We start from the raw sequence: 17,806 nt of genomic DNA on the forward strand, positions 1-17,806 counted from the left end.
GAAGCGCGGTCAACGTTGGAATCCTCCCGGTCCGAACGGCGGCTGGTGGGGTGCAGGCGCCCCCGGTGGGTACTGCTGCGGCGCATACCCGGCCTGCTGGTACTGCTGCGACTGCGGGTACTGCTGCGGCGGGTACTGGTGCTGCGGCGGGTACTGCTGCTGCGGCGCATACCCGGGCTGGACGAAACCCGGCGGGGGCGGTCCCTGCTGCGGATATCCGGTCGTCGCGGCATAGCGACCGCTGGTCATGGACAGGAACACCTGCTCGAGGTCGACGTGTTCGACGTGCGTGCCGAAGACCGTCACCTTCTGCTCGGTCGCCAGCGCCGCGATCCGCTCGGGTTCGGCCCCGGCGACCGCGAGCCGGCCGTCGCCCTGAATCTGCGCGTCCGTAATGCCGGCGGCGGCGAGCGCCGCCGCGAGACGGGCCGGGTCCGAGCAGGCGACCAGGACACGTGCGCGGTATGCGTTGCGCAGATCCGCGGTGGTGCCCTGATGCACGAGCGTCCCGTTGCTGACGATCACGAGATGGTCGGCCATCTGCTCGACCTCCCGCAGGATGTGGCTGGAAACCAGCACCGTGCCGCCCGAGCGGGCATACGACAGCAGGAATTCGCGCAGCCACGCCATGCCCTCCGGATCGAGGCCGTTGGCGGGTTCGTCGAGCACCAGGTAGCGAGGTTGCCCGAGCAGTGCGGTTGCCAGCGCCAGCCGCTGGCGCATGCCGAGAGAGAATTCGCCGGTGCGGCGGGTCGCGACCGAACCCAGACCGACCAGGTCGAGCATCGCCCGTGCCTGGGTGAGCGGCACCCGCATCGCCGCGCAGTACACCTCGAGATGGGTGAGCGCCGTGTGCTTCGGGTGGGCGCCCTGCGCGTCGAGGACGGCACCGACGACCTGCCCCGGCTGCTGCAGAGACGCGTGCGGGACGCCGTCGATCAGCGCGAGTCCCGCCGTGGGGCGTACCAGGCCGAGCAGCATCCGCAGCGTCGTCGTCTTGCCGGACCCGTTGGGTCCGAGGAATCCGGTGATCGATCCCGGCGGCACCGCGAACGAGAGGTTCGATACCGCGGGGATGTTCTTGTACGTCTTGGTCAGCCCCTGCACGGAGATTCCCGGCGGCGGGCCGGACACTGGGAACGCGTCCGGTGCCTGCGCGAACTGTGCGGTCAAGAAGTTCCCCCGTCTCTGCCGGTGCACGTGGTCGTCGCGAGCCTACGTGCCCGCATCCTCGGCTGCGGACGCCTGATGCTCGAGGAACGGAAGCACCGCGCCCAGGAACTCGGCGGGCGACTCGAGCTGGGGGCAGTGCCCGGCGTCGGGAATGATCACCACTCGCCGGTCCGGCCCGCTGACGACGCGGCGCGACGCCCGCGCCGGCGTGACCCGGTCGTGCGCACCCCACAGCAGCAGTGTCGGCATCGTCAGCGCGTGCACCATCTGCGGTATCGGGAGCTTCCCGAGTTCGCGCACCGCGACCCGGCCGACCTGCAGCATCGTGTCCACCTGACGCCGGTCGGCGAAGTTGGCGGTGAACGCGGTCAGCGTCGCCGCATCCATCCGCTCCGGCCGGTGCAGCGCCGCACGGGTGTAGAACTCGCCGATCGCCCGTTGCATCACCGGCGCCGGAACCGGCCACGACAGCATCCGCGACACCCGGTCCAGGGGAAGCCGTGCGCTCTCCCTCCAGGCTCGGGGAATTCCGGCGAGGCCCGGCATGTCCGACAGCACCACCCGGTCGGTGCGCCTCGGGTGCGCCGACGCGAATGCGAGCGCGGTGACGGCACCGAGCGAGTTGCCGATCACCGCGACCGGTTCGGTGCTGTCTGCGACGAGATCCGCAACGGTGTCGACATAGTGGTCGATCACCGGGGTCCGCCACTGCCCGGAACTGCGACCGAAACCGGGCAGATCCACGGTGAGCACCCGATATCGCTCGGCGAGCTCCGGTTCGACCTTGCACCATGTGCCGCCGTGATCGGAGTAGCCGTGCAGCAGCACGACGGTCCGCGAGCCGGTTCCCGACTCGCGGACGTACACCGCCGGCGCGGACATGTCAGGAACCGCCGGCCGCCGCGGCGCTCGGCAGGGTCCCTGTGGCGCCCGGCGGGAGCGTGGCGTGCGCCTCCGGCCACTGCGCGGGGGGCGGACCGAATGCGGTCCGGGCGTTGCCGATCGTGCGCTTTCCGAGGGCGCGGTTACCGGCACCACCGATGACCGCGCCGATCCCGGCGGGCACCAGCTTGCCGAGAATCAGTGCGCTGCGCTTGGCGAAGTACTTGCGGATGAACTTCTTGACCAGCGAATTGTTGACCATCCGCAGTTGTGCGCCGGGGATCTTCCCGGTGACCGCCGACGACCAGTTCTTCATCGTCGCGCCGGTCGCCTTGCTCACGACCTCCATGCCGGCCTCGCCGAGCGCCACGGCGAGGACCAGCGCTCGGCGCTGTTCGTGGTCGTGCGGGTGGATGCCGTGCACCGACGCGACGGCGAGCGTCAGCAGCGCCGACGCCTCGAGGAAGAACACCGTCTCGGCGCCGACGGCACCGACCGCGGTGAGGGTTCCGACACCGGGGAACGCCGCGGCCGCGCCGACCGCGGAACCGCTGCCCGTGACACCGGTCAGGAACATCTTCTCGAGCCGTTCGATGATCTGTGCGGGCGACTCGTCGGGATGCGCCTGGCGGACCCGGTCGACGTACTTCGCGACCGCGGGGCCCTGCAGCCGGCTGCCGTTGTCGAGCAGCGTGATGATGAACTTCTCGATTGCCCCGACTCTCTCGCTCATCGCTGTGCCTTTCGTGTCGCGGACTTTCGTGTGTCGCGGCCCTGCGCTTCCCGTCGCGGGTGTGCACGGCCGACTATAGATATTTCCGGTGACAAGCCGGTAGGAATGCCACCGCACCGCGTCTACGCTGGCGATTGTGCCGGGACTCTCCGACGGAGCGCGACGACGGCCGCCGCCGCCGCTGCGCCGGTACGTGCGCTGGTACGACGGCTACCGCCTCACCGACTTCCCTGCGGGTGAGCATCTGGGACTGCCCTCGCAGGACCTGACGATCGTGCTGACGATCGGTGCGCCCCTCGAGCTGGCCCGTGCGGCGGCGCCCGGACAACGGCCCGGCACCTTCGGGGCACTCGCGAGCGGCCTGACGACCGCACCGGTGACGATCGCGCACGACGGCAACCAGCACGGCATCCAGCTGGCGATGACCCCGGCCGGTGCCCGCGTCCTGCTCGGCATACCGGCGGGGGCGCTCGGAGCGTGGGTCGTCGAGCTCGAGGATGTGCTCGGCGCCGGCGCCCGGGAACTGCAGGACCGTGTCGCCGCGACCGACGAATGGCCGGAGCGGTTCGCGGTGCTCGACGACGTGCTCGGCCGCCTCGCACGCCGTGCGGGTCATCCGGGCGGTATCGACACGCGTCTCGCGCGAGCGTGGCAGCAGCTCACCTCCACCGATGGTCCGGGGGTGCGGGCCGTCGCCGACGACATCGGCTGGAGCCGTCGTCATCTCACCGGCCGATTCACCGCCGAATACGGGATCGGCCCGAAGGACGCGGCACGGCTGGCCCGGTTCGACCGCTCCCGCGAACTGCTGCGCACGCCCGGCCGGCGCCGCCTCGCGGACGTCGCGGCGCGCGCCGGCTACTACGACCAGGCGCACCTGGCCCGCGACTGGCGCGACCTCGCCGGGGTGCCGCCGTCGCAGTGGATGGACGACGAGGTGTTCCCAATCGTCCAAGAGGTGTTCCCAATCGTCCAAGACGAGGGCGGTCCTCCGGGCGCAGGCTAGGTGACATGACCACCAACGACATGACCACGACAGCAACCACCACAGCACTGTTTCCGTGTTTCACCTACGACGATGCGCGCGGCGCAATCCGCTTCCTGGTCGAGGCGTTCGGGTTCGTCGAGGCGGCCGTCTACGGCGAGGGCGACCGCGTCGACCACGCCGAACTGGCTTGGCCGTACGGAGGCGCCGTGATGCTCGGTTCGGGCGGTCGCGACGACAGCCCGGTCGAGATGCCGGCCGGCACCGGTTCCGCCTATCTCGTGGTGCCCGACGCCGCGACCGTCGACGCCCTGTACGACCGGGCCGTCGCCCACGGCGCGACGGTCACGCGCGGCATCCGCGACGAGGACTACGGATCGCACGGGTTCACGTGCCGCGACCCGCAGGGCGTCCACTGGAGTTTCGGCACCTACCGGGGTCAGGCCGCCAGCGGCGTGTGAGCGCTCGGGACCTGTTCGGTCGCATGGGGAGGGGGCGGTGGAGTGCCGTCCCCGAACGGCCGGCCACCGAGCGCGTCCCGTCCGTGCGGGGTGAGCCAGCCGGACAGGTCCGGCCCCTTCGGCACGATCCGGGTCGGGTTGATGTCGGTGTGCACGAGGTAGTAGTGCTGCTTGATCTGCACAAAGTCGATCGTGTCGCCGAAACCGGGCGTGGTGAACAGGTCTCGCGCATACCCCCACAGGGCGGGAAACGAGGTGAGCAGCCCGCGGTTGCACTTGAAGTGCCCGTGGTAGACCGCGTCGAACCGGGCCAGGGTCGTGAACAGCCGGACGTCCGCCTCGGTGATGGTGTCACCGACCAGGTAGCGACGCGTGGCGAGCCGCTCCTCGAGCCAATCGAGCCGCGCGAACAGGCTGTCGAACGCCGCGTCGTAGGCGTCCTGTGACCCGGCGAAACCGCACCGGTAGACGCCGTTGTTCACGTCCCGGTACACCAGATCGGCGACCTCGTCGATCTCGGCGCGCAGCGCCTCCGGATACAGGTCGGGGGCACCCGGGCGGTGGAACCGGGTCCACTCGGTGGACAGGTCGAGCGTCATCTGCGCGAAGTCGTTGGTGACGACCCGGTCGCTGCCGACCTCCACGATCGCCGGGACGGTGATGCCGCGCGCGTAGCCGGGATCCCGCGCGAAGTACGCCTCCTGCAGCCGTTCGATGCCGAGCACCGGGTCGACACGTCCGGGATCGAGATCGAACGTCCAACTGCGGCGATCGTGGGTAGGACCGCACAACCCCAGCGACAGCGCGTCCTCGAGTCCCAGCAGCCGGCGCACGATCAGCGCGCGATTCGCCCACGGGCAGGCCCGCGCGGCAACCAGCCGATAACGACCGGACTCGACCGGATATCCGTCGCGGCCGTCCGCGGTGATCCGGGTCGTCAGGTAACGGGTGTCGCGGTCGAATTCGCCGGCCTCGACATAGCTGCCGGATTCCGTGTCACCGGAATCGGACCGTTCGGTCACGGGATCTCCTTCCGTGCGGAGTTGACTACACGCTATCTCGCAGTTGCACCGTCAGGTGGCTTCCGCACTCCTCGTATCCCAGGGTGGCGGCCAGACCGCGCCCGGCGAGATTGTCCCGACGGACCCGCCACTGCGGAACCAGCCCCGCATCCAGCGCGTCGTGCGTCGCCAGGGTCGCGACGGTCGCGGCCAGGCCCAGCCGCCGATGCTCGGGGACGGTCAGCGCCACCACGTCGGCGAGGATCGCGTGGATTTCGCCGTATCCGGCCGCGGAGAGCGGGTGGTGGTCGTCGTCGAGGAGCACGAACACGCGGTCGCCGTCGGCGGGCGTGGCGTCGATCGTGTCGTCCGGCGGGCAGCGGCGCCGCAGTTCGGCGAGGTCGCGGGCGTCGTGCGAGATCAGCGGATCACGTACCCGGCTCGCGTCGACCCAGTCCGCGCAGTAGTGCAGCACGTGGGTCCGGGCACCGTGACCGCCCGTCGCCGTCCGCACCGTCGACGCGTCGAGCGCGGTGTCGGGGATGTGCGCGAGTGCGGCGACGGCGTCGCCGGGTCCGACCACGGCGGTCGTCTCACCCAGACGCAGCACTTGCAGCCGGTCGGCGGTATCGTCCACGCGCGTCACACGCCCACCCGCGGTGAGCGCGTCGTCGTCGAGAGCGAGTTCACGGCACCAGGCGAGCTGCACGATGTCCAGGAGATGTCGTTCCACGCGGCTACCGTAGACCCGCGTAAGCGGAAGGAGAGTGCGTGAACACCAAGCCCGAACCGTGGCCGGCGCTGTGGGCGCTGTGTCTCGGGTTCTTCATGATCATGGTGGACGGCACGATCGTGGCCGTCGCCAATCCGGTGATCATGCGGGAGCTGGATTCCGACATCAACTCCGTCGTGTGGGTGACGAGCGCGTATCTGCTGGCATACGCGGTGCCGCTGCTGGTCACCGGTCGCCTCGGCGACCGCTTCGGCCCCAAGCGCGTCTACCTGGCGGGCCTGGTGCTGTTCACCGCCGCGTCGCTGTGGTGCGGCCTGTCCGGCACCATCGAGGTCCTCATCGTGGCGCGGGTGTTCCAGGGATTGGGAGCGGCGCTGATGTCGCCGCAGACGATGGCGGTCATCACCCGCATCTTCCCGCCGGAACGGCGCGGCGCCGCCATGGGCATGTGGGGTGCGGTGGCCGGTGTCGCGACCCTCGTCGGTCCGCTCGCCGGCGGCGCCCTCGTCGACGGGCTGGGCTGGGAGTGGATCTTCTTCGTCAACGTTCCCGTCGGCATCCTCGCGTTCGTGATGGCGGTGCGGCTGGTGCCGAACCTGGAGACGCACTCGCACACGTTCGATCTGCTGGGTGTTGCGCTCAGCGGCGCGGGCATGTTCCTGCTGGTGTTCGGCATCCAGGAAGGCAACTCGTACGACTGGTCCGCGAAGGTATGGGGCTTCATCGTGGCCGGCGTGGTGCTGCTCGTGGTGTTCGTCCTGTACCAGGCGCGGATGCGGGGTGAGCCGCTCGTGCCGCTCGACCTCTTCCGCGACCGCAACTTCTCACTCGCGAACGTCGGGATCGTGTCGATCGGTTTCGCGGTCACCGCGATGACGTTGCCGCTGATGTTCTATGCGCAGGCGGTGCGCGGGCTCAGCCCGACCGGTTCGGCGCTGCTGATGGTGCCGATGGCGTTGTTCACCGGCATTCTCGCGCCGTTCGTCGGCCGTCTCGTGGACCGGGTGCATCCGCGCTACATCGCGGGCACCGGATTCGCACTGCTGGCGATCGCGCTGCTGTGGCTGGCGGTGGTGATGACGCCGGATTCGCCGACGTGGTCGCTGCTGCTGCCGTCCGCCCTGATGGGTATCGCGATGACCGGAATCTGGTCGCCGTTGTCGGCGACCGCGACGAACCACCTGGCACCGCGGCAGGCCGGGGCCGGTTCCGGTGTCTACAACACCATCCGGCAGATCGGCGCGGTACTGGGCAGCGCCGCGATCGGCGCTCTGATGACCTCGCGGCTTGCAGCCGAGGGGATGGGCGGGGGCGCTTCCGAGATGAATGCGGCCGTGCTGCCGGAGCAGCTGCACGAACCGTTCTCGACGGCGATGGCCCAATCGATGTGGCTGCCCGCCGCGGTACTCGTCGTCGGGCTCGTCGCGTCGCTGTTCTTCGCCCGGCCGCACAGTCAGTTGAAGAAGCCCGCGGACACCGATCCGGACACTGCGGACGCCACACACGGCTGAGGCGACCGAACCCACCCCGAAATGTGATGCACGCCATATAGTGCGAGTCACGCAGACGATCGGAGGTGGCGATGTCGCCGGCGTTGGTGCAGTTTTCCGGTGGTGCCGAATGGCTGCGCGACGAACGCGTCACCCGGCACGCGGGCGTTTTCCGGTACGAGGGTCTCGAGCCGTGCCTGGCCGAGCTCCTCGACCGCAGCGCGCTGCGGTACTCGCAGCGCGTCGCTGCCGTCGACCGGTCCGGTCACGGCATCACCTACCGCGGACTGTGGGCCGCGGCCGCCCGCGTTGCCGGCGGCCTGCTGGACCAGGGTGTCGGCCCCGCCGACCGTGTCGTCGTGCACTTCCGCAACGGATTCGACTGGCTCCACGCGTTTCTCGGTGTCGTCCTGGCCGGTGGTGTGCCGGTTCTGCCGGATCCGACGTGCAGCGACGCCGAGCTCGAATGGATCGTCGCCGACAGCGGCGCGATCGTTCTGCTCGACGGGGACCTGCCCGACGGGGTCGCGTTCCTCGACGGCGGTGCCTCACCCGACGAGCTGGCACTGCTCTACTACGTGCGCAAATGCGGCGGGGGACTGCACGGCGTCGAACTGAGCAACGAGAACATCCTGTCCACCATCGAAGCGGTCGTCCACGCGATGGATCTCGGCGTCGGCGGGGTGCGCACCGTGATCACCGCGCCGCTGTCCACCGCCGTCGGATGCGGTGTGCAACTGTTGCCCACCCTGTCGGTCGGCGGCACCGTCGTCGCGGCCGGGGCGCGCGGCATCCGGGTGCCGTGGCGGCACCTGCGTGCCTCGTTCCCCACGGCCCGTTGCGTGCGCGGCTGGGGTGTCGCCGAGACCGGCGGGATCGGGCTGGTGCTGCCCACCGAGTTCCGGCAACGGCATCCCCGCAGCATCGGGATTCCGTTCGGCGGAATGGAGGTCGCGCTGCTCGGACCCGACGCCGAACGCGGCGTCGGTGAACTGCTGTGCCGCGGCCCGAGTGTGGCCCGGCGGTACTGGAACGATCCGCAATCCACCGCCGAGACGTTCGGTGACGGCTGGTTCCGCACCGGCGATCAGGTGCAGATCGACGACGACGGGTTCGTCACCCAGCTAGCGGTACGGGTGTCGTGATGTGATGCGGACTCCGGTATACAGCTGATGTGCCGTGGCCCATGCCGGGTCGGCGCATCCGATCCGCCCAGTGGAGGTATACGCACATGTCCGATGTGGTTTTGCTCGAGCGTCGCGGTCGAGTACTGGTCATCACCATCAACCGGCCCGACGCCCGCAACGCCGTCAATGCTGCCGTGAGCCGCGGCCTGGCCGACGCGGTCGACCTGCTCGACGAGGACGACGACCTGTCGGTCGGTGTCCTCACCGGCGCCGGCGGAAACTTCTGCGCGGGCATGGATCTGAAGGCATTCGTTGCCGGCGAGAACGTCGTGGTCCCCGGCAAGGGACTGGGCTTCACCGAGGCGCCGCCGCGCAAGCCTTTGATCTCCGCGGTCGAGGGTTTCGCGCTTGCCGGCGGCACCGAACTGGTGCTCGCGACCGACCTGGTCGTCGCCGCCAAGGACGCCAAGTTCGGCATCCCGGAGGTCAAGCGCGGACTTGTCGCCGCCGGTGGCGGGCTGCTGCGCCTGCCCACGCGCATCCCGTACCAGAAGGCACTCGAACTCGCCCTGACCGGCGACGCGTTCACCGCCGAGGAGGCTCACGGCTTCGGGTTCGTCAACACGCTCACCGAACCGGGCGGCGCGCTCGACGGTGCCCTCGCGCTCGCCGAGCGGATCACCGCCAACGGCCCGCTCGCGGTCGCAGTGACCAAGCAGATCGTCGCGTCCGCCTCGGACTGGTCGTCCGACGAAGCGTTCGCGAAGCAGATGGAGATCGCCGCTCCGGTGTTCGTGTCGGAGGACGCCCGCGAAGGCGCGACGGCGTTCGCGGAGAAGCGCGCCCCGGTCTGGAAGGGACGCTGACAGCTCGCGGTGCCCGCCCGGACTGCGGACGGGCACCGCGCTCGTAGAACGGTTCCGGGAGGAGCAGACCGCATGAGCGCCGAACTGCACGTGCACATCGAGGGCACTCTCGAACCCGAGCTGATCTTCGCGCTCGCCGAGCGCAACGGGGTCACCCTGCCCTACCGCGACCTCGCCGATCTGCGTTCCCGGTACGAATTCACCGATCTCGGATCGTTCCTGGAGCTGTACTACGCGAACATGCAGGTGCTGCGCACGGCGCAGGACTTCGCCGACCTGGCCCGCGGGTACCTGTCGCGCGCGGCCGATGCGGGCGTGACCCGCGCCGAGTTCTTCTTCGACCCGCAGGCGCACACCAGCCGCGGCGTTCCGCTGAGTGAAGTCGTCGACGGGCTCGCCGACGCCGTCGCTGGCAGCGGCCGCGAGTTCGGTGTCGACGCCGCGATGATCGCCTCGATCGTGCGGGACCGTCCGGTGCACGAGGCCGGTGAGGTGTTCGGTGAGCTGCTGCGGCTGCGCGCCCCGATCATCGGTCTCGGCCTCGACTCCGCCGAGGTCGGTTACCCGCCGTCGTTGTTCGAGGACGTGTTCGCCCGTGCCCGCGCCGAAGGTCTGCACGTCGTCGCGCACGCAGGTGAGGAGGGACCCCCGGACTACGTGCATCAGGCCCTGGATCTGCTCGGCGCCGAACGCATCGACCACGGCATCCGGTCCCTGGAGGATCCTGACCTGGTGGCGCGGCTCGTCGACGAACAGGTCCCGCTCACCGTGTGCCCGCTGTCGAATGTGCTTCTGGGCGTGGCGGATTCGATCGAACACCACCCGTTACGTCGCATGCTCGACGCGGGTCTGCTGGTCACCGTCAACTCCGACGACCCCGCCTATTTCGGCGGTTACGTCGACGACAACTTCGCTGCGCTGCACACCGGGCTCGGCCTGACGGACACCGAACACGAGACACTGGTGCGGAATTCGCTCGAAGCGGCGTTCATCTAGTCTCCCGGAGCATGCCCGAGCGCACCCGGAGGGAAGACTTCGCCGAGGAGCTGGTCACGCATATTCCGTACCCGCTCGCGCAACGCGGCCGCGACGGCCATCACCTCTCGCCGGCGTGCCGCTTCCGGGCGTACCACCATCCAGTACTCGAGATCTATCCACACCTGGTCGGCGAGCACCCGAACGAGATCCGGACAGTCGGCGGCGAGGAAACACGGGAGCAGCCCCAAACCTGCTCCCGCGCGGGTGGCTTCGACGTGCACCAGAACGTTGGTCGAATTGAGCCGGCTCGCCATGTGAGGCAGGTGGAACCTCGCTTGGTCGAGGTCGTCGACGGTGAGCATCGACTCGATGAAATACACGAGGGGCCGGCCTGCGAGGTCCTTCCGATCGGCCGGCGTCCCAGCTGCCTCGAGGTAGTCCGCCGAGCCGTACAGGCCCAGCCGGTAGGTTCCGAGCAGTACCGGCTCGACGCGGAAGGTGGTCGGCCTGCCCACCACCACCTCGATGTCGATTCCCGAGTACGTCGATGGAGCACGCCGGGTGACCGTGATGAGATCGACCGACAGCAAAGGGTTTTCGCGCCCGAGTTGGGCTACGACCGGGACGACGATCCGGGCGCTGAAGCCGTCGGTCGCGGCGATTCGCACGGTGCCGTGGAGGGCATCGCTGGATTCGCTGCGCAGACCGACGAGCGTCGACTCGATCTGCTCGGCGGCCCGGAGGGCGGTTTTGCCCAGGTCGGTCGGTTCCCAACCACCGGCCCCACGCGCGAGTAGCGGTCCTCCCAGTGCATGCTCGAGCGCAGCTATCCGTCGGGAGACGGTGGTGTGGTTGATCTCCAGGAGGCCGGCGGCGGTCGTGTAGCGGCCGGTCCGGGCCACGGCGAGCAGGGTGATCAGCGCGTTGGCGTCGAGACCGTCGATGTGCATGAACGCAGATTCTATGGGCGACTTTGGTCATTGCGTGTGCCTTCTTAGTTAGTGAGACTTCCGTGAGTGTGGTGCGCATCACTGAAGCGGTGGTGCGCTCTGACCGACAGGAGTGCACACATGGTCAAGCAGGGCGAAGTCGATGCGAGTCGGACGGGACTGCGCAAGATCGTCGCCGCCTCGATGGCGGGAACGGTCGTCGAATGGTACGAGTTCTTTCTCTACGGGATCGCCGCCACCGTCGTCTTCAACAAGATCTTCTTCCCGGCCGGCGCGAGTCAGTTCGACGCGATCATCGCGGCGTTCGTCACGTACGCGGTCGGATTCGCCGCACGCCCGATCGGTGGGATCGTGTTCGGCCACTTCGGTGACCGGATCGGCCGCAAACACCTGTTGCAGATCTCGATCGTGATGATCGGCGCGGCCACCTTCCTCATGGGCTGCCTGCCCACGTTCGACCAGATCGGCTACTGGGCTCCCGCACTTCTCGTGATGTTGCGTTTCGTCCAGGGGTTCGCCGTCGGTGGCGAGTGGGGCGGTGCGGTACTGCTCGTGGCCGAGCAATGCCCGGACCGCTCCCGCGGGTTCTGGGCGTCGTGGCCGCAGGCCGGGGTGCCCGGCGGCAACCTCGCAGCCACCGTCGTTCTGTTGATCCTGACCAACACCCTGTCCGAAGCGGCCTTCCTCAGCTGGGGGTGGCGGATCGCATTCTTCCTCTCCGCGGTGATCGTGCTCGTGGGCTACTACATCCGGACGCAGGTCGACGAGTCTCCGCTGTTCGTCGAAGCCCAGCAGGAGATCGAGCGGGAGCAGGAGATGTCGTACGGCGTCGTCGAGGTGCTCAAGCGGTACCCGCGCGGGGTGTTCTCGGCGATGGGTCTGCGGTTCGGCGAGAACATCATGTACTACTTGGTCGTCACGTTCTCGATCACCTATCTGAAGACGGTGGTGGAGATGGACACGTCGTCCATTCTGACCTGGCTGCTGATCGCACACGTGACGCACCTGGCGGTGATGCCGGTGTTCGGTGCGTTGGCCGATCGGGTGGGTCGGCGGCCGGTGTACTTCGCCGGTGCCGCACTCAGCGCCACGTGGGGATTCTTCGCCTTCTCCATGTTCGACACCGGCAGCGCCGCGTACGTGGTACTCGCCGTCACGTTGGGACTGGTGTTCCACGCGATGATGTATGCGCCACAGCCTGCGATCATGGCTGAGTCGTTTCCGACGCGTATGCGCTACTCCGGTGTCTCGCTCGCAGCACAGGTGACCTCGATTGCGGCCGGTTCCCTCGCCCCGATCATCGCCACCAAATTGCTCGCGACCTACCACTCCGCGACACCGATCGCGGTGTATCTGGCGATCGCGTGCACGGTGAGCTTCGTGGCGGTGCTGTTCGTTCGGGAAACCCGGGGGATCAGCCTTGCCACCGTCGACGACGTCGACCGCCGCGATCAACTCGTCGCGGTGACACGATGACAAGCGACCGGAGCTCCGCCGTGGAAACCGCGCCGGCGGCAACGCGGCCGCCGAACGTCGAAGGGGCCGTGCGGGCGGTGGTCGCCGGCCTCACCGGGCGCAGCGTCGGACCGATGACCGGTCGGCAGGTGCTGGTCACCGGGGCCGGAGGCGGTATCGGCGCCGCGGTGGCCGAACGCCTGGCCGGTGCAGGTGCGGAGGTGACTGTCGCCGATCTCGACGGCAAGGCCGCGGCCGCAGTGGCCGATCGCATCGGCGGCCGGCCCTGGCAAGTGGACCTGACCGACACCGGCGCGCTGGCCGAGCTGACTTTGGATGTCGATGTCCTGGTCAGCAACGCCGGGGTGCAGCACGTGAGCCCGATCGAGAGCTTCGATCCGGCCCACTTCCGCCGCATCACCACCCTGATGCTCGAAGCGCCGTTCCTGCTCACCCGGGCTGCGCTTTCGGGGATGTACGAGCGTGGCTTCGGGCGGATCGTGCACATTTCGTCGGTGCACGGACTGCGTGCTTCCAAGTACAAGGCGGCGTACGTGGCCGCCAAGCACGGTGTCGAGGGCCTGTCGAAGGTGACCGCGCTCGAAGGTGGCGAACACGGCGTGACGAGCAACTGCGTCAATCCCGGCTACGTCCGTACCGCACTGGTCTCCGCACAGATCGCCGAACAAGCTCGGGCACATGGGATTTCGCAGGAGCAGGTGACCGAAGAGGTGCTCCTGGCGCGCACGGCCATCAAGAGGCTGATCGAGCCGGCCGAGGTCGCGGAACTGGTGGCGTTCCTGGCCTCGGATGCAGCGGCGATGGTGACCGGAGCCGCATACACGATGGACGGAGGGTGGACCGCAGCCTGAAACCGGCGGCCGAGCGTGCCACATCGCGGTGGCGCCTCGGCCGCTGTGCCGTTCTAGAGACCGAACACCCGCTCGAGATAGGGGTTGGCGAACATCCTGTCCGGGTCGACGCGGTCGCGCACGGCCAGGAAGTCGTCGAACCTCGGATAGGCGGGCCGCAGATCGTCCGCGGTCCGCCCGTGTAGCTTGCCCCAATGCGGCCGGCCGTCGACAGCGCGCACGATCTCCTCGACGGTCGCGAAGTAGTCGCGGTGGTCGCGCCGATGGAACTCGTGCACCGCGACGTAGGCGGTGTCGCGACCGTGCGCGGTGGACAGCCACACGTCGTCGGCGGCCGCGAATCGCACCTCGACGGGAAACGCGACCTGCCGGCCGGTGCGTTCGAGTCCGCGGGCGATGTCCGTGAGCACGCCGGGTAGCGCGTCCACCGGGATCGCGTACTCCATCTCCCGGAACCGGACGCGCCGCGGGGAGGCGAACACCGCGTAGCTGCGGTCGGTGAACTCGCGGGGGGACAGGGCCCGTCCGGCCACTTCGTTGATCCGCGGAATCAGGCCCGGCGCCCGCGTCCCGAGATGCTGCAGTGCGCCGAACACACCGTTGGAGAGCAACTCGTCGTCGACGAAACCGCGTACCCGGCCGACGGGTTCGGTCGGTTCGGCACCCTCGATCCGGGTGTTGCGTTTGGTCAGGACCCGGTCGGTGTGCGGGAACCAGTAGAACTCGAAATGGTCCACCCCGAGCCGGTCGTCGTCGAGCACCGCGAGCGTTTCGGTGAGGGTCGCGGGTGCCTCGGCCGCGTGCAACCGGAACGCGGGAATGCAGTCGAGGGTCATGGAGGTGAGGATGCCGATCGAGCCGACGCCGAGTCGGGCCGCCTCGAACAGTTCGGGCTCGGCGGTGGCGGAGCAGTGCACGGTACGGCCGTCCGCGAGCACGACCGTGACCGCGCGCACCTGGGTGGCCAGCCCGCCGAATCCTGCTCCGGTGCCGTGGGTTCCGGTGGAGACGGCACCGGCGATCGACTGGACGTCGATGTCGCCGAGATTGGCCAGCGCCAGGCCGTGCGACCACAGCAGACGGTTGAGATCGTGCAGCCGTGTGCCGGCGCCGACGGTGACGAGAGCGCCGGTCGCGGTCGGCTCGACCCGTTCGATCCCGGCGATGCGGTCGAGGGAGACGAGGACGCCGTCGGTGACCGCCGCACCGGTGAACGAATGGCCGGCGCCGACCGCCTTGACCCGGTCGCCGCGTTCGGCGGCACGGGTGACGAGGGCCGCGACCTCCTCGGCGCCGGCGGGGGTGTCGAATGCGCGGGGTGTCGCGTGTTCGGTGCGTGCCCAGTTGCGCCAGGTTCCCATGACGAGCATCGTCCTCTTGGACGACCGTCCAGGTCAAGGGTTGCAGGGTTGTCGCGTTCGACCCGGGGTCGGCCCCGAGCCTCTACGATCGGGGGATGCTGAACCGGATGCCCGCGGACGAGCGTCGCGCCCAGCTCATCGAATCCGCTCTCGACCTCGCCGAGCGCGGGGGAGTCGGCGCGGTCACGGTGCGGGCGGTCGCGGAGAACGCCGGTGTGTCCCTCGGCGTGGTGCACTACTGCTTCGAGAGCAAGGAAGCGCTTGTCGTCGCGATGGGGGAGACGCTCGTCCGGCAGCTCAGCGAGGCCCTGCACGTCGCGTTCGACCTGCCGCACGACGGTGCGGATCCGCAGGGGGTCCGCGGCCTTCGTCAGCTTCTGTACGCCGGGCTCAATGCGATGTGGCCAACGATCGAGACAACGGCGAACCGTCAGATCCTCACCTACGAGATCACCACCTATTCGCTGCGGCAGCGGGCCTCGGAGTCCGAACGCGGCGGCCGGATCGCCACCGAGCAGTACCGGTTCATGGACGTGGAGGCGTGCCGGTTTCTCACCGACTGCGCCGAACGCACCGGGACGACGTGGACCGAACCGGTCGAGGACATCGCCCGGATGGCGCTGGCGATGATCGACGGTCTCGTGCTGCGCTGGCTCGTCGATCGCAACGGCGACTTCATCGTCGCCGAACTCGACGACGTGGCCGGGATCATCGCTGCCCGCGCGGTGGACCAGCCCTGAGCGGTCGCCCGCTGGGGTGAACGTGGCCGTCGAGAGTCATGGATCTGGACAACCGTCCATTCGGGTGATCGACTTGTTGCTCCACGACTCGACGATTGGACCCGCCGTGACCTCGACCCTCGACCGGCTCGACACCGCGACCGCCGACCTCGATCCGCCCTTCGCCGCCGTCGACCTGGCCACGTTGCGCCGCAATGCCGCCGACCTGGCGCGGCGCTCAGGTGGCACGCCCGTTCGGGTGGCGAGCAAATCGGTCCGCTGCCGCGCGGTCCTCGAGGAGGTGCTGGGTGCAGATCTGACCGGTTCGAACGGCAAGTTCCGGGGCATCATGTCGTACTCACTGCGGGAAGCGCTGTGGCTGGTCGACCTCGGTGCCCGCGACGTTCTCCTCGGCTACCCGACGGTCGACCGTGGCGCCCTCGCCGAGCTGGCCGCACGACCCGATGCCCTCGACGCCATCACCCTGATGGTCGATTCCCCCGCCCAACTCGGCCTCGTCCGCGACGCCTTCGGCACCGGCACCGTGCGCCCGCGGGTCTGCTTCGACGTCGACGCCTCGCTGCGGATCGGCCCGGTGCACCTGGGGGTGCGTCGATCCCCGCTGCGGGCTCCGGACGACGCCGCGCAGCTCGCCCGGTGCGCGACCACCGCCGGATTCACCGTCGTCGGGGTGATGTTCTACGAGGCGCAGATCGCCGGGCTACCCGACTCGTCGCTGCCCGTGCGGCTGGTCAAACGGGCGTCGGCGCAGGAACTCGCGACCCGTCGGGGCCTCGTGGTCGACGCCGTGCGGGCCACGGTCGGGGATCTCGAGATCGTCAACAGCGGTGGGACCGGCTCTCTCGAGGTGAGTTCCGCCGATCCGGTCGTCACCGAGGTGACCGCCGGATCCGGACTGTACGTGCCGACCCTGTTCGATCGCTACCGCGCCTTCACCCCGCATCCCGCGCTGTTCTTCGCGCTGCCGGCGGTGCGCAAACCGACCCCCACGATCACCACCCTGTTCGGTGGTGGCTACATCGCGTCCGGGCCGGCCGGACCCGCGCGGGTGCCGAAGCCGGTGCATCCGGCGGGACTGCGGTTGCTGCGCAACGAGGGTGCGGGGGAAGTGCAGACACCGGTCACCGGGCGCGCCGCGTCGGACATCCCGATCGGCGGGCGCGTGTGGTTCCGGCACGCCAAGGCCGGTGAACTGTGTGAACGGTTCACGCACCTGCACCTGATCGACGAGGACGGCTCACGCCACACCGTCCCGACCTATCGCGGCGAGGGCCACTGCTGGTGACCCCGTCCCCCGTGCGCGCTTTGGTAGCGGGAGCTACCGAAACCACGCACCATAGGGTGAGCGTCATGCCGTTCATCGTCGGGGCCACGGGCCGAATCCACTACCGATCCTGGAACACGGACGCCGCGCACGCCGCCGTCGTCTTCGCGCACGGGATGGGACAGCACAGCGGCCACTACCACCGGTTCGCCGCGGGCCTGGCCGCGGCCGGCATCGCGCTGTGGGGGATCGACCTGGCCGGACACGGTTTGTCGGAGGGGCAGCCGGGGGAGCCGGGCGACGTCGCGGGGCACGCGGCCGATCTCGCCGAGATCGCCGGCCTGGCCGAACGAAGCGGCACGCCGCTGGTGGTCATGGGGCATTCGCTGGGCGCCGCGACAGTGCTGGCGCTGCTGCGCTCCGACGCGGGCCGGTTCCGCGGTGCCGTGCTGTGCGGGACGCCGCGCACCGCGACCCTCCCGGCGACCGCGCAGGTTCTGCAGGCCGCGGGGCTCCCGGTGCTGGCGGTGCACGGTGTCGACGACCGCCTGGCCCCGGTCGAGCCCGTGCGCGACTGGGCCGCGACCGTTCCGGAGCTCGTGCTGCGCGAGTATCCCGACGCGGGGCACGATCTGCTGCACGAGCCGGTGCAGCGCACGGTGACCCGGGACGTCGCGGACTTCGTGCTCGCGGTGACCGCCCCGGGACGCCGGTGAGCGGAGGCACCCCCTCCGG

The 17,806-nt window shown here is 69.4% G+C and carries 18 protein-coding genes; 11 read left to right on the plus strand and 7 right to left on the minus strand.

What is annotated here, in order from left to right:
• Positions 1-9 precede the first annotated feature (9 nt).
• The 3 genes from RZ1_RS05685 to RZ1_RS05695 are packed head-to-tail and all read right to left on the minus strand — an operon-like array spanning position 10 to position 2,788.
• A complete protein-coding gene (locus RZ1_RS05685) occupies positions 10-1,173 on the minus strand; it encodes an ABC transporter ATP-binding protein (protein ID WP_083583543.1) in 1,164 nt (387 codons plus the stop codon).
• A 42-nt stretch (positions 1,174-1,215) separates the two neighbouring features.
• A complete protein-coding gene (locus RZ1_RS05690) occupies positions 1,216-2,055 on the minus strand; it encodes an alpha/beta fold hydrolase (RefSeq protein ID WP_072810014.1) in 840 nt (279 codons plus the stop codon).
• Position 2,056: 1 nt separating this feature from the next.
• Positions 2,057-2,788 (minus strand): hypothetical protein, encoded by a 732-nt coding sequence (locus tag RZ1_RS05695; RefSeq protein ID WP_072810015.1) that lies wholly within the window; start codon positions 2,786-2,788, stop codon positions 2,057-2,059.
• Between the two features lie 136 nt (positions 2,789-2,924).
• Between RZ1_RS05695 and RZ1_RS05700 the strand changes: the two genes are divergently transcribed.
• Positions 2,925-3,794 (plus strand): helix-turn-helix domain-containing protein, encoded by an 870-nt coding sequence (locus tag RZ1_RS05700; RefSeq protein ID WP_072810017.1) that lies wholly within the window; start codon positions 2,925-2,927, stop codon positions 3,792-3,794.
• Between the two features lie 20 nt (positions 3,795-3,814).
• The gene (locus RZ1_RS05705; RefSeq protein ID WP_072810211.1) at positions 3,815-4,234 is read left to right on the plus strand and encodes a VOC family protein; all 420 of its coding nucleotides are present in this window, start codon (positions 3,815-3,817) and stop codon (positions 4,232-4,234) included.
• Here RZ1_RS05705 and RZ1_RS05710 read toward each other — a convergent pair.
• On the minus strand, positions 4,213-5,256 hold the full coding sequence (locus tag RZ1_RS05710) for a glutathione S-transferase family protein (RefSeq protein ID WP_072810018.1): 1,044 nt from the start codon (positions 5,254-5,256) through the stop codon (positions 4,213-4,215). The genes RZ1_RS05705 and RZ1_RS05710 overlap by 22 nt on opposite strands.
• Before the next feature lie 25 nt (positions 5,257-5,281).
• Complete coding sequence (locus tag RZ1_RS05715; protein WP_072810020.1) at positions 5,282-5,968, minus strand: GNAT family N-acetyltransferase; 687 nt, start codon at positions 5,966-5,968, stop codon at positions 5,282-5,284.
• A gap of 38 nt (positions 5,969-6,006) precedes the next feature.
• Between RZ1_RS05715 and RZ1_RS05720 the strand changes: the two genes are divergently transcribed.
• The 4 genes from RZ1_RS05720 to RZ1_RS05735 all read left to right on the plus strand — a co-directional run bounded on the left by RZ1_RS05720 (position 6,007) and on the right by RZ1_RS05735 (position 10,447).
• The gene (locus RZ1_RS05720; RefSeq protein WP_072810022.1) at positions 6,007-7,479 is read left to right on the plus strand and encodes an MFS transporter; all 1,473 of its coding nucleotides are present in this window, start codon (positions 6,007-6,009) and stop codon (positions 7,477-7,479) included.
• 71 nt (positions 7,480-7,550) lie between these two features.
• Positions 7,551-8,603, plus strand: coding sequence for a class I adenylate-forming enzyme family protein (locus RZ1_RS05725; protein ID WP_072810213.1), 1,053 nt, complete (start codon positions 7,551-7,553; stop codon positions 8,601-8,603).
• An 86-nt stretch (positions 8,604-8,689) separates the two neighbouring features.
• Positions 8,690-9,451 (plus strand): crotonase/enoyl-CoA hydratase family protein, encoded by a 762-nt coding sequence (locus tag RZ1_RS05730; protein WP_072810024.1) that lies wholly within the window; start codon positions 8,690-8,692, stop codon positions 9,449-9,451.
• Between the two features lie 72 nt (positions 9,452-9,523).
• A complete protein-coding gene (locus RZ1_RS05735) occupies positions 9,524-10,447 on the plus strand; it encodes an adenosine deaminase (protein ID WP_072810026.1) in 924 nt (307 codons plus the stop codon).
• On the opposite strand, the gene RZ1_RS05740 is transcribed toward RZ1_RS05735, so the two are convergent.
• Positions 10,444-11,379, minus strand: a complete 936-nt coding sequence (locus RZ1_RS05740) for a LysR family transcriptional regulator (RefSeq protein ID WP_072810027.1) — start codon at positions 11,377-11,379, stop codon at positions 10,444-10,446. The two genes, RZ1_RS05735 and RZ1_RS05740, sit on opposite strands and share 4 nt — an antisense overlap.
• Before the next feature lie 120 nt (positions 11,380-11,499).
• Here RZ1_RS05740 and RZ1_RS05745 point away from each other — a divergent pair, with 120 nt between their 5' ends.
• Positions 11,500-12,855 (plus strand): MFS transporter, encoded by a 1,356-nt coding sequence (locus RZ1_RS05745; protein WP_072810029.1) that lies wholly within the window; start codon positions 11,500-11,502, stop codon positions 12,853-12,855.
• 113 nt (positions 12,856-12,968) lie between these two features.
• Positions 12,969-13,706, plus strand: coding sequence for a 3-hydroxybutyrate dehydrogenase (locus tag RZ1_RS05750; RefSeq protein ID WP_072810214.1), 738 nt, complete (start codon positions 12,969-12,971; stop codon positions 13,704-13,706).
• Between the two features lie 53 nt (positions 13,707-13,759).
• Here RZ1_RS05750 and RZ1_RS05755 read toward each other — a convergent pair whose 3' ends face one another.
• Positions 13,760-15,067: a D-arabinono-1,4-lactone oxidase gene (locus RZ1_RS05755; protein ID WP_072810031.1), complete on the minus strand. Its 1,308-nt coding sequence runs from the start codon at positions 15,065-15,067 to the stop codon at positions 13,760-13,762.
• 95 nt (positions 15,068-15,162) lie between these two features.
• On the opposite strand from RZ1_RS05755, the gene RZ1_RS05760 reads away from it, so the two are divergent.
• The 3 genes from RZ1_RS05760 to RZ1_RS05770 all read left to right on the plus strand — a co-directional run bounded on the left by RZ1_RS05760 (position 15,163) and on the right by RZ1_RS05770 (position 17,787).
• Positions 15,163-15,807, plus strand: coding sequence for a TetR/AcrR family transcriptional regulator (locus RZ1_RS05760; RefSeq protein ID WP_072810032.1), 645 nt, complete (start codon positions 15,163-15,165; stop codon positions 15,805-15,807).
• A gap of 106 nt (positions 15,808-15,913) precedes the next feature.
• Positions 15,914-17,092: an amino acid deaminase/aldolase gene (locus tag RZ1_RS05765; RefSeq protein ID WP_072810215.1), complete on the plus strand. Its 1,179-nt coding sequence runs from the start codon at positions 15,914-15,916 to the stop codon at positions 17,090-17,092.
• A 65-nt stretch (positions 17,093-17,157) separates the two neighbouring features.
• A complete protein-coding gene (locus RZ1_RS05770) occupies positions 17,158-17,787 on the plus strand; it encodes an alpha/beta hydrolase (protein ID WP_072810034.1) in 630 nt (209 codons plus the stop codon).
• Positions 17,788-17,806: the final 19 nt, after the last annotated feature.

It is taken from the genome of Rhodococcus zopfii NBRC 100606 = JCM 9919 (assembly GCF_001895025.1).
Taxonomy (GTDB): Bacteria; Actinomycetota; Actinomycetes; order Mycobacteriales; family Mycobacteriaceae; genus Rhodococcus; species Rhodococcus zopfii.

What these genes read in the sequence shown, in the direction of transcription:
- RZ1_RS05690 (WP_072810014.1), bottom strand. Translation starts at nt 2,055, where the DNA reads ATGTCCGCGCCGGCGGTGTACGTCCGCGAGTCGGGAACCGGCTCGCGG.
- RZ1_RS05695 (WP_072810015.1), bottom strand. Translation starts at nt 2,788, where the DNA reads ATGAGCGAGAGAGTCGGGGCAATCGAGAAGTTCATCATCACGCTGCTC.
- RZ1_RS05705 (WP_072810211.1), top strand. Translation starts at nt 3,815, where the DNA reads ATGACCACGACAGCAACCACCACAGCACTGTTTCCGTGTTTCACCTAC.
- RZ1_RS05725 (WP_072810213.1), top strand. Translation starts at nt 7,551, where the DNA reads ATGTCGCCGGCGTTGGTGCAGTTTTCCGGTGGTGCCGAATGGCTGCGC.
- RZ1_RS05730 (WP_072810024.1), top strand. Translation starts at nt 8,690, where the DNA reads ATGTCCGATGTGGTTTTGCTCGAGCGTCGCGGTCGAGTACTGGTCATC.
- RZ1_RS05735 (WP_072810026.1), top strand. Translation starts at nt 9,524, where the DNA reads ATGAGCGCCGAACTGCACGTGCACATCGAGGGCACTCTCGAACCCGAG.
- RZ1_RS05740 (WP_072810027.1), bottom strand. Translation starts at nt 11,379, where the DNA reads ATGCACATCGACGGTCTCGACGCCAACGCGCTGATCACCCTGCTCGCC.
- RZ1_RS05745 (WP_072810029.1), top strand. Translation starts at nt 11,500, where the DNA reads ATGGTCAAGCAGGGCGAAGTCGATGCGAGTCGGACGGGACTGCGCAAG.
- RZ1_RS05750 (WP_072810214.1), top strand. Translation starts at nt 12,969, where the DNA reads ATGACCGGTCGGCAGGTGCTGGTCACCGGGGCCGGAGGCGGTATCGGC.
- RZ1_RS05755 (WP_072810031.1), bottom strand. Translation starts at nt 15,067, where the DNA reads ATGGGAACCTGGCGCAACTGGGCACGCACCGAACACGCGACACCCCGC.
- RZ1_RS05760 (WP_072810032.1), top strand. Translation starts at nt 15,163, where the DNA reads ATGCTGAACCGGATGCCCGCGGACGAGCGTCGCGCCCAGCTCATCGAA.
- RZ1_RS05770 (WP_072810034.1), top strand. Translation starts at nt 17,158, where the DNA reads ATGCCGTTCATCGTCGGGGCCACGGGCCGAATCCACTACCGATCCTGG.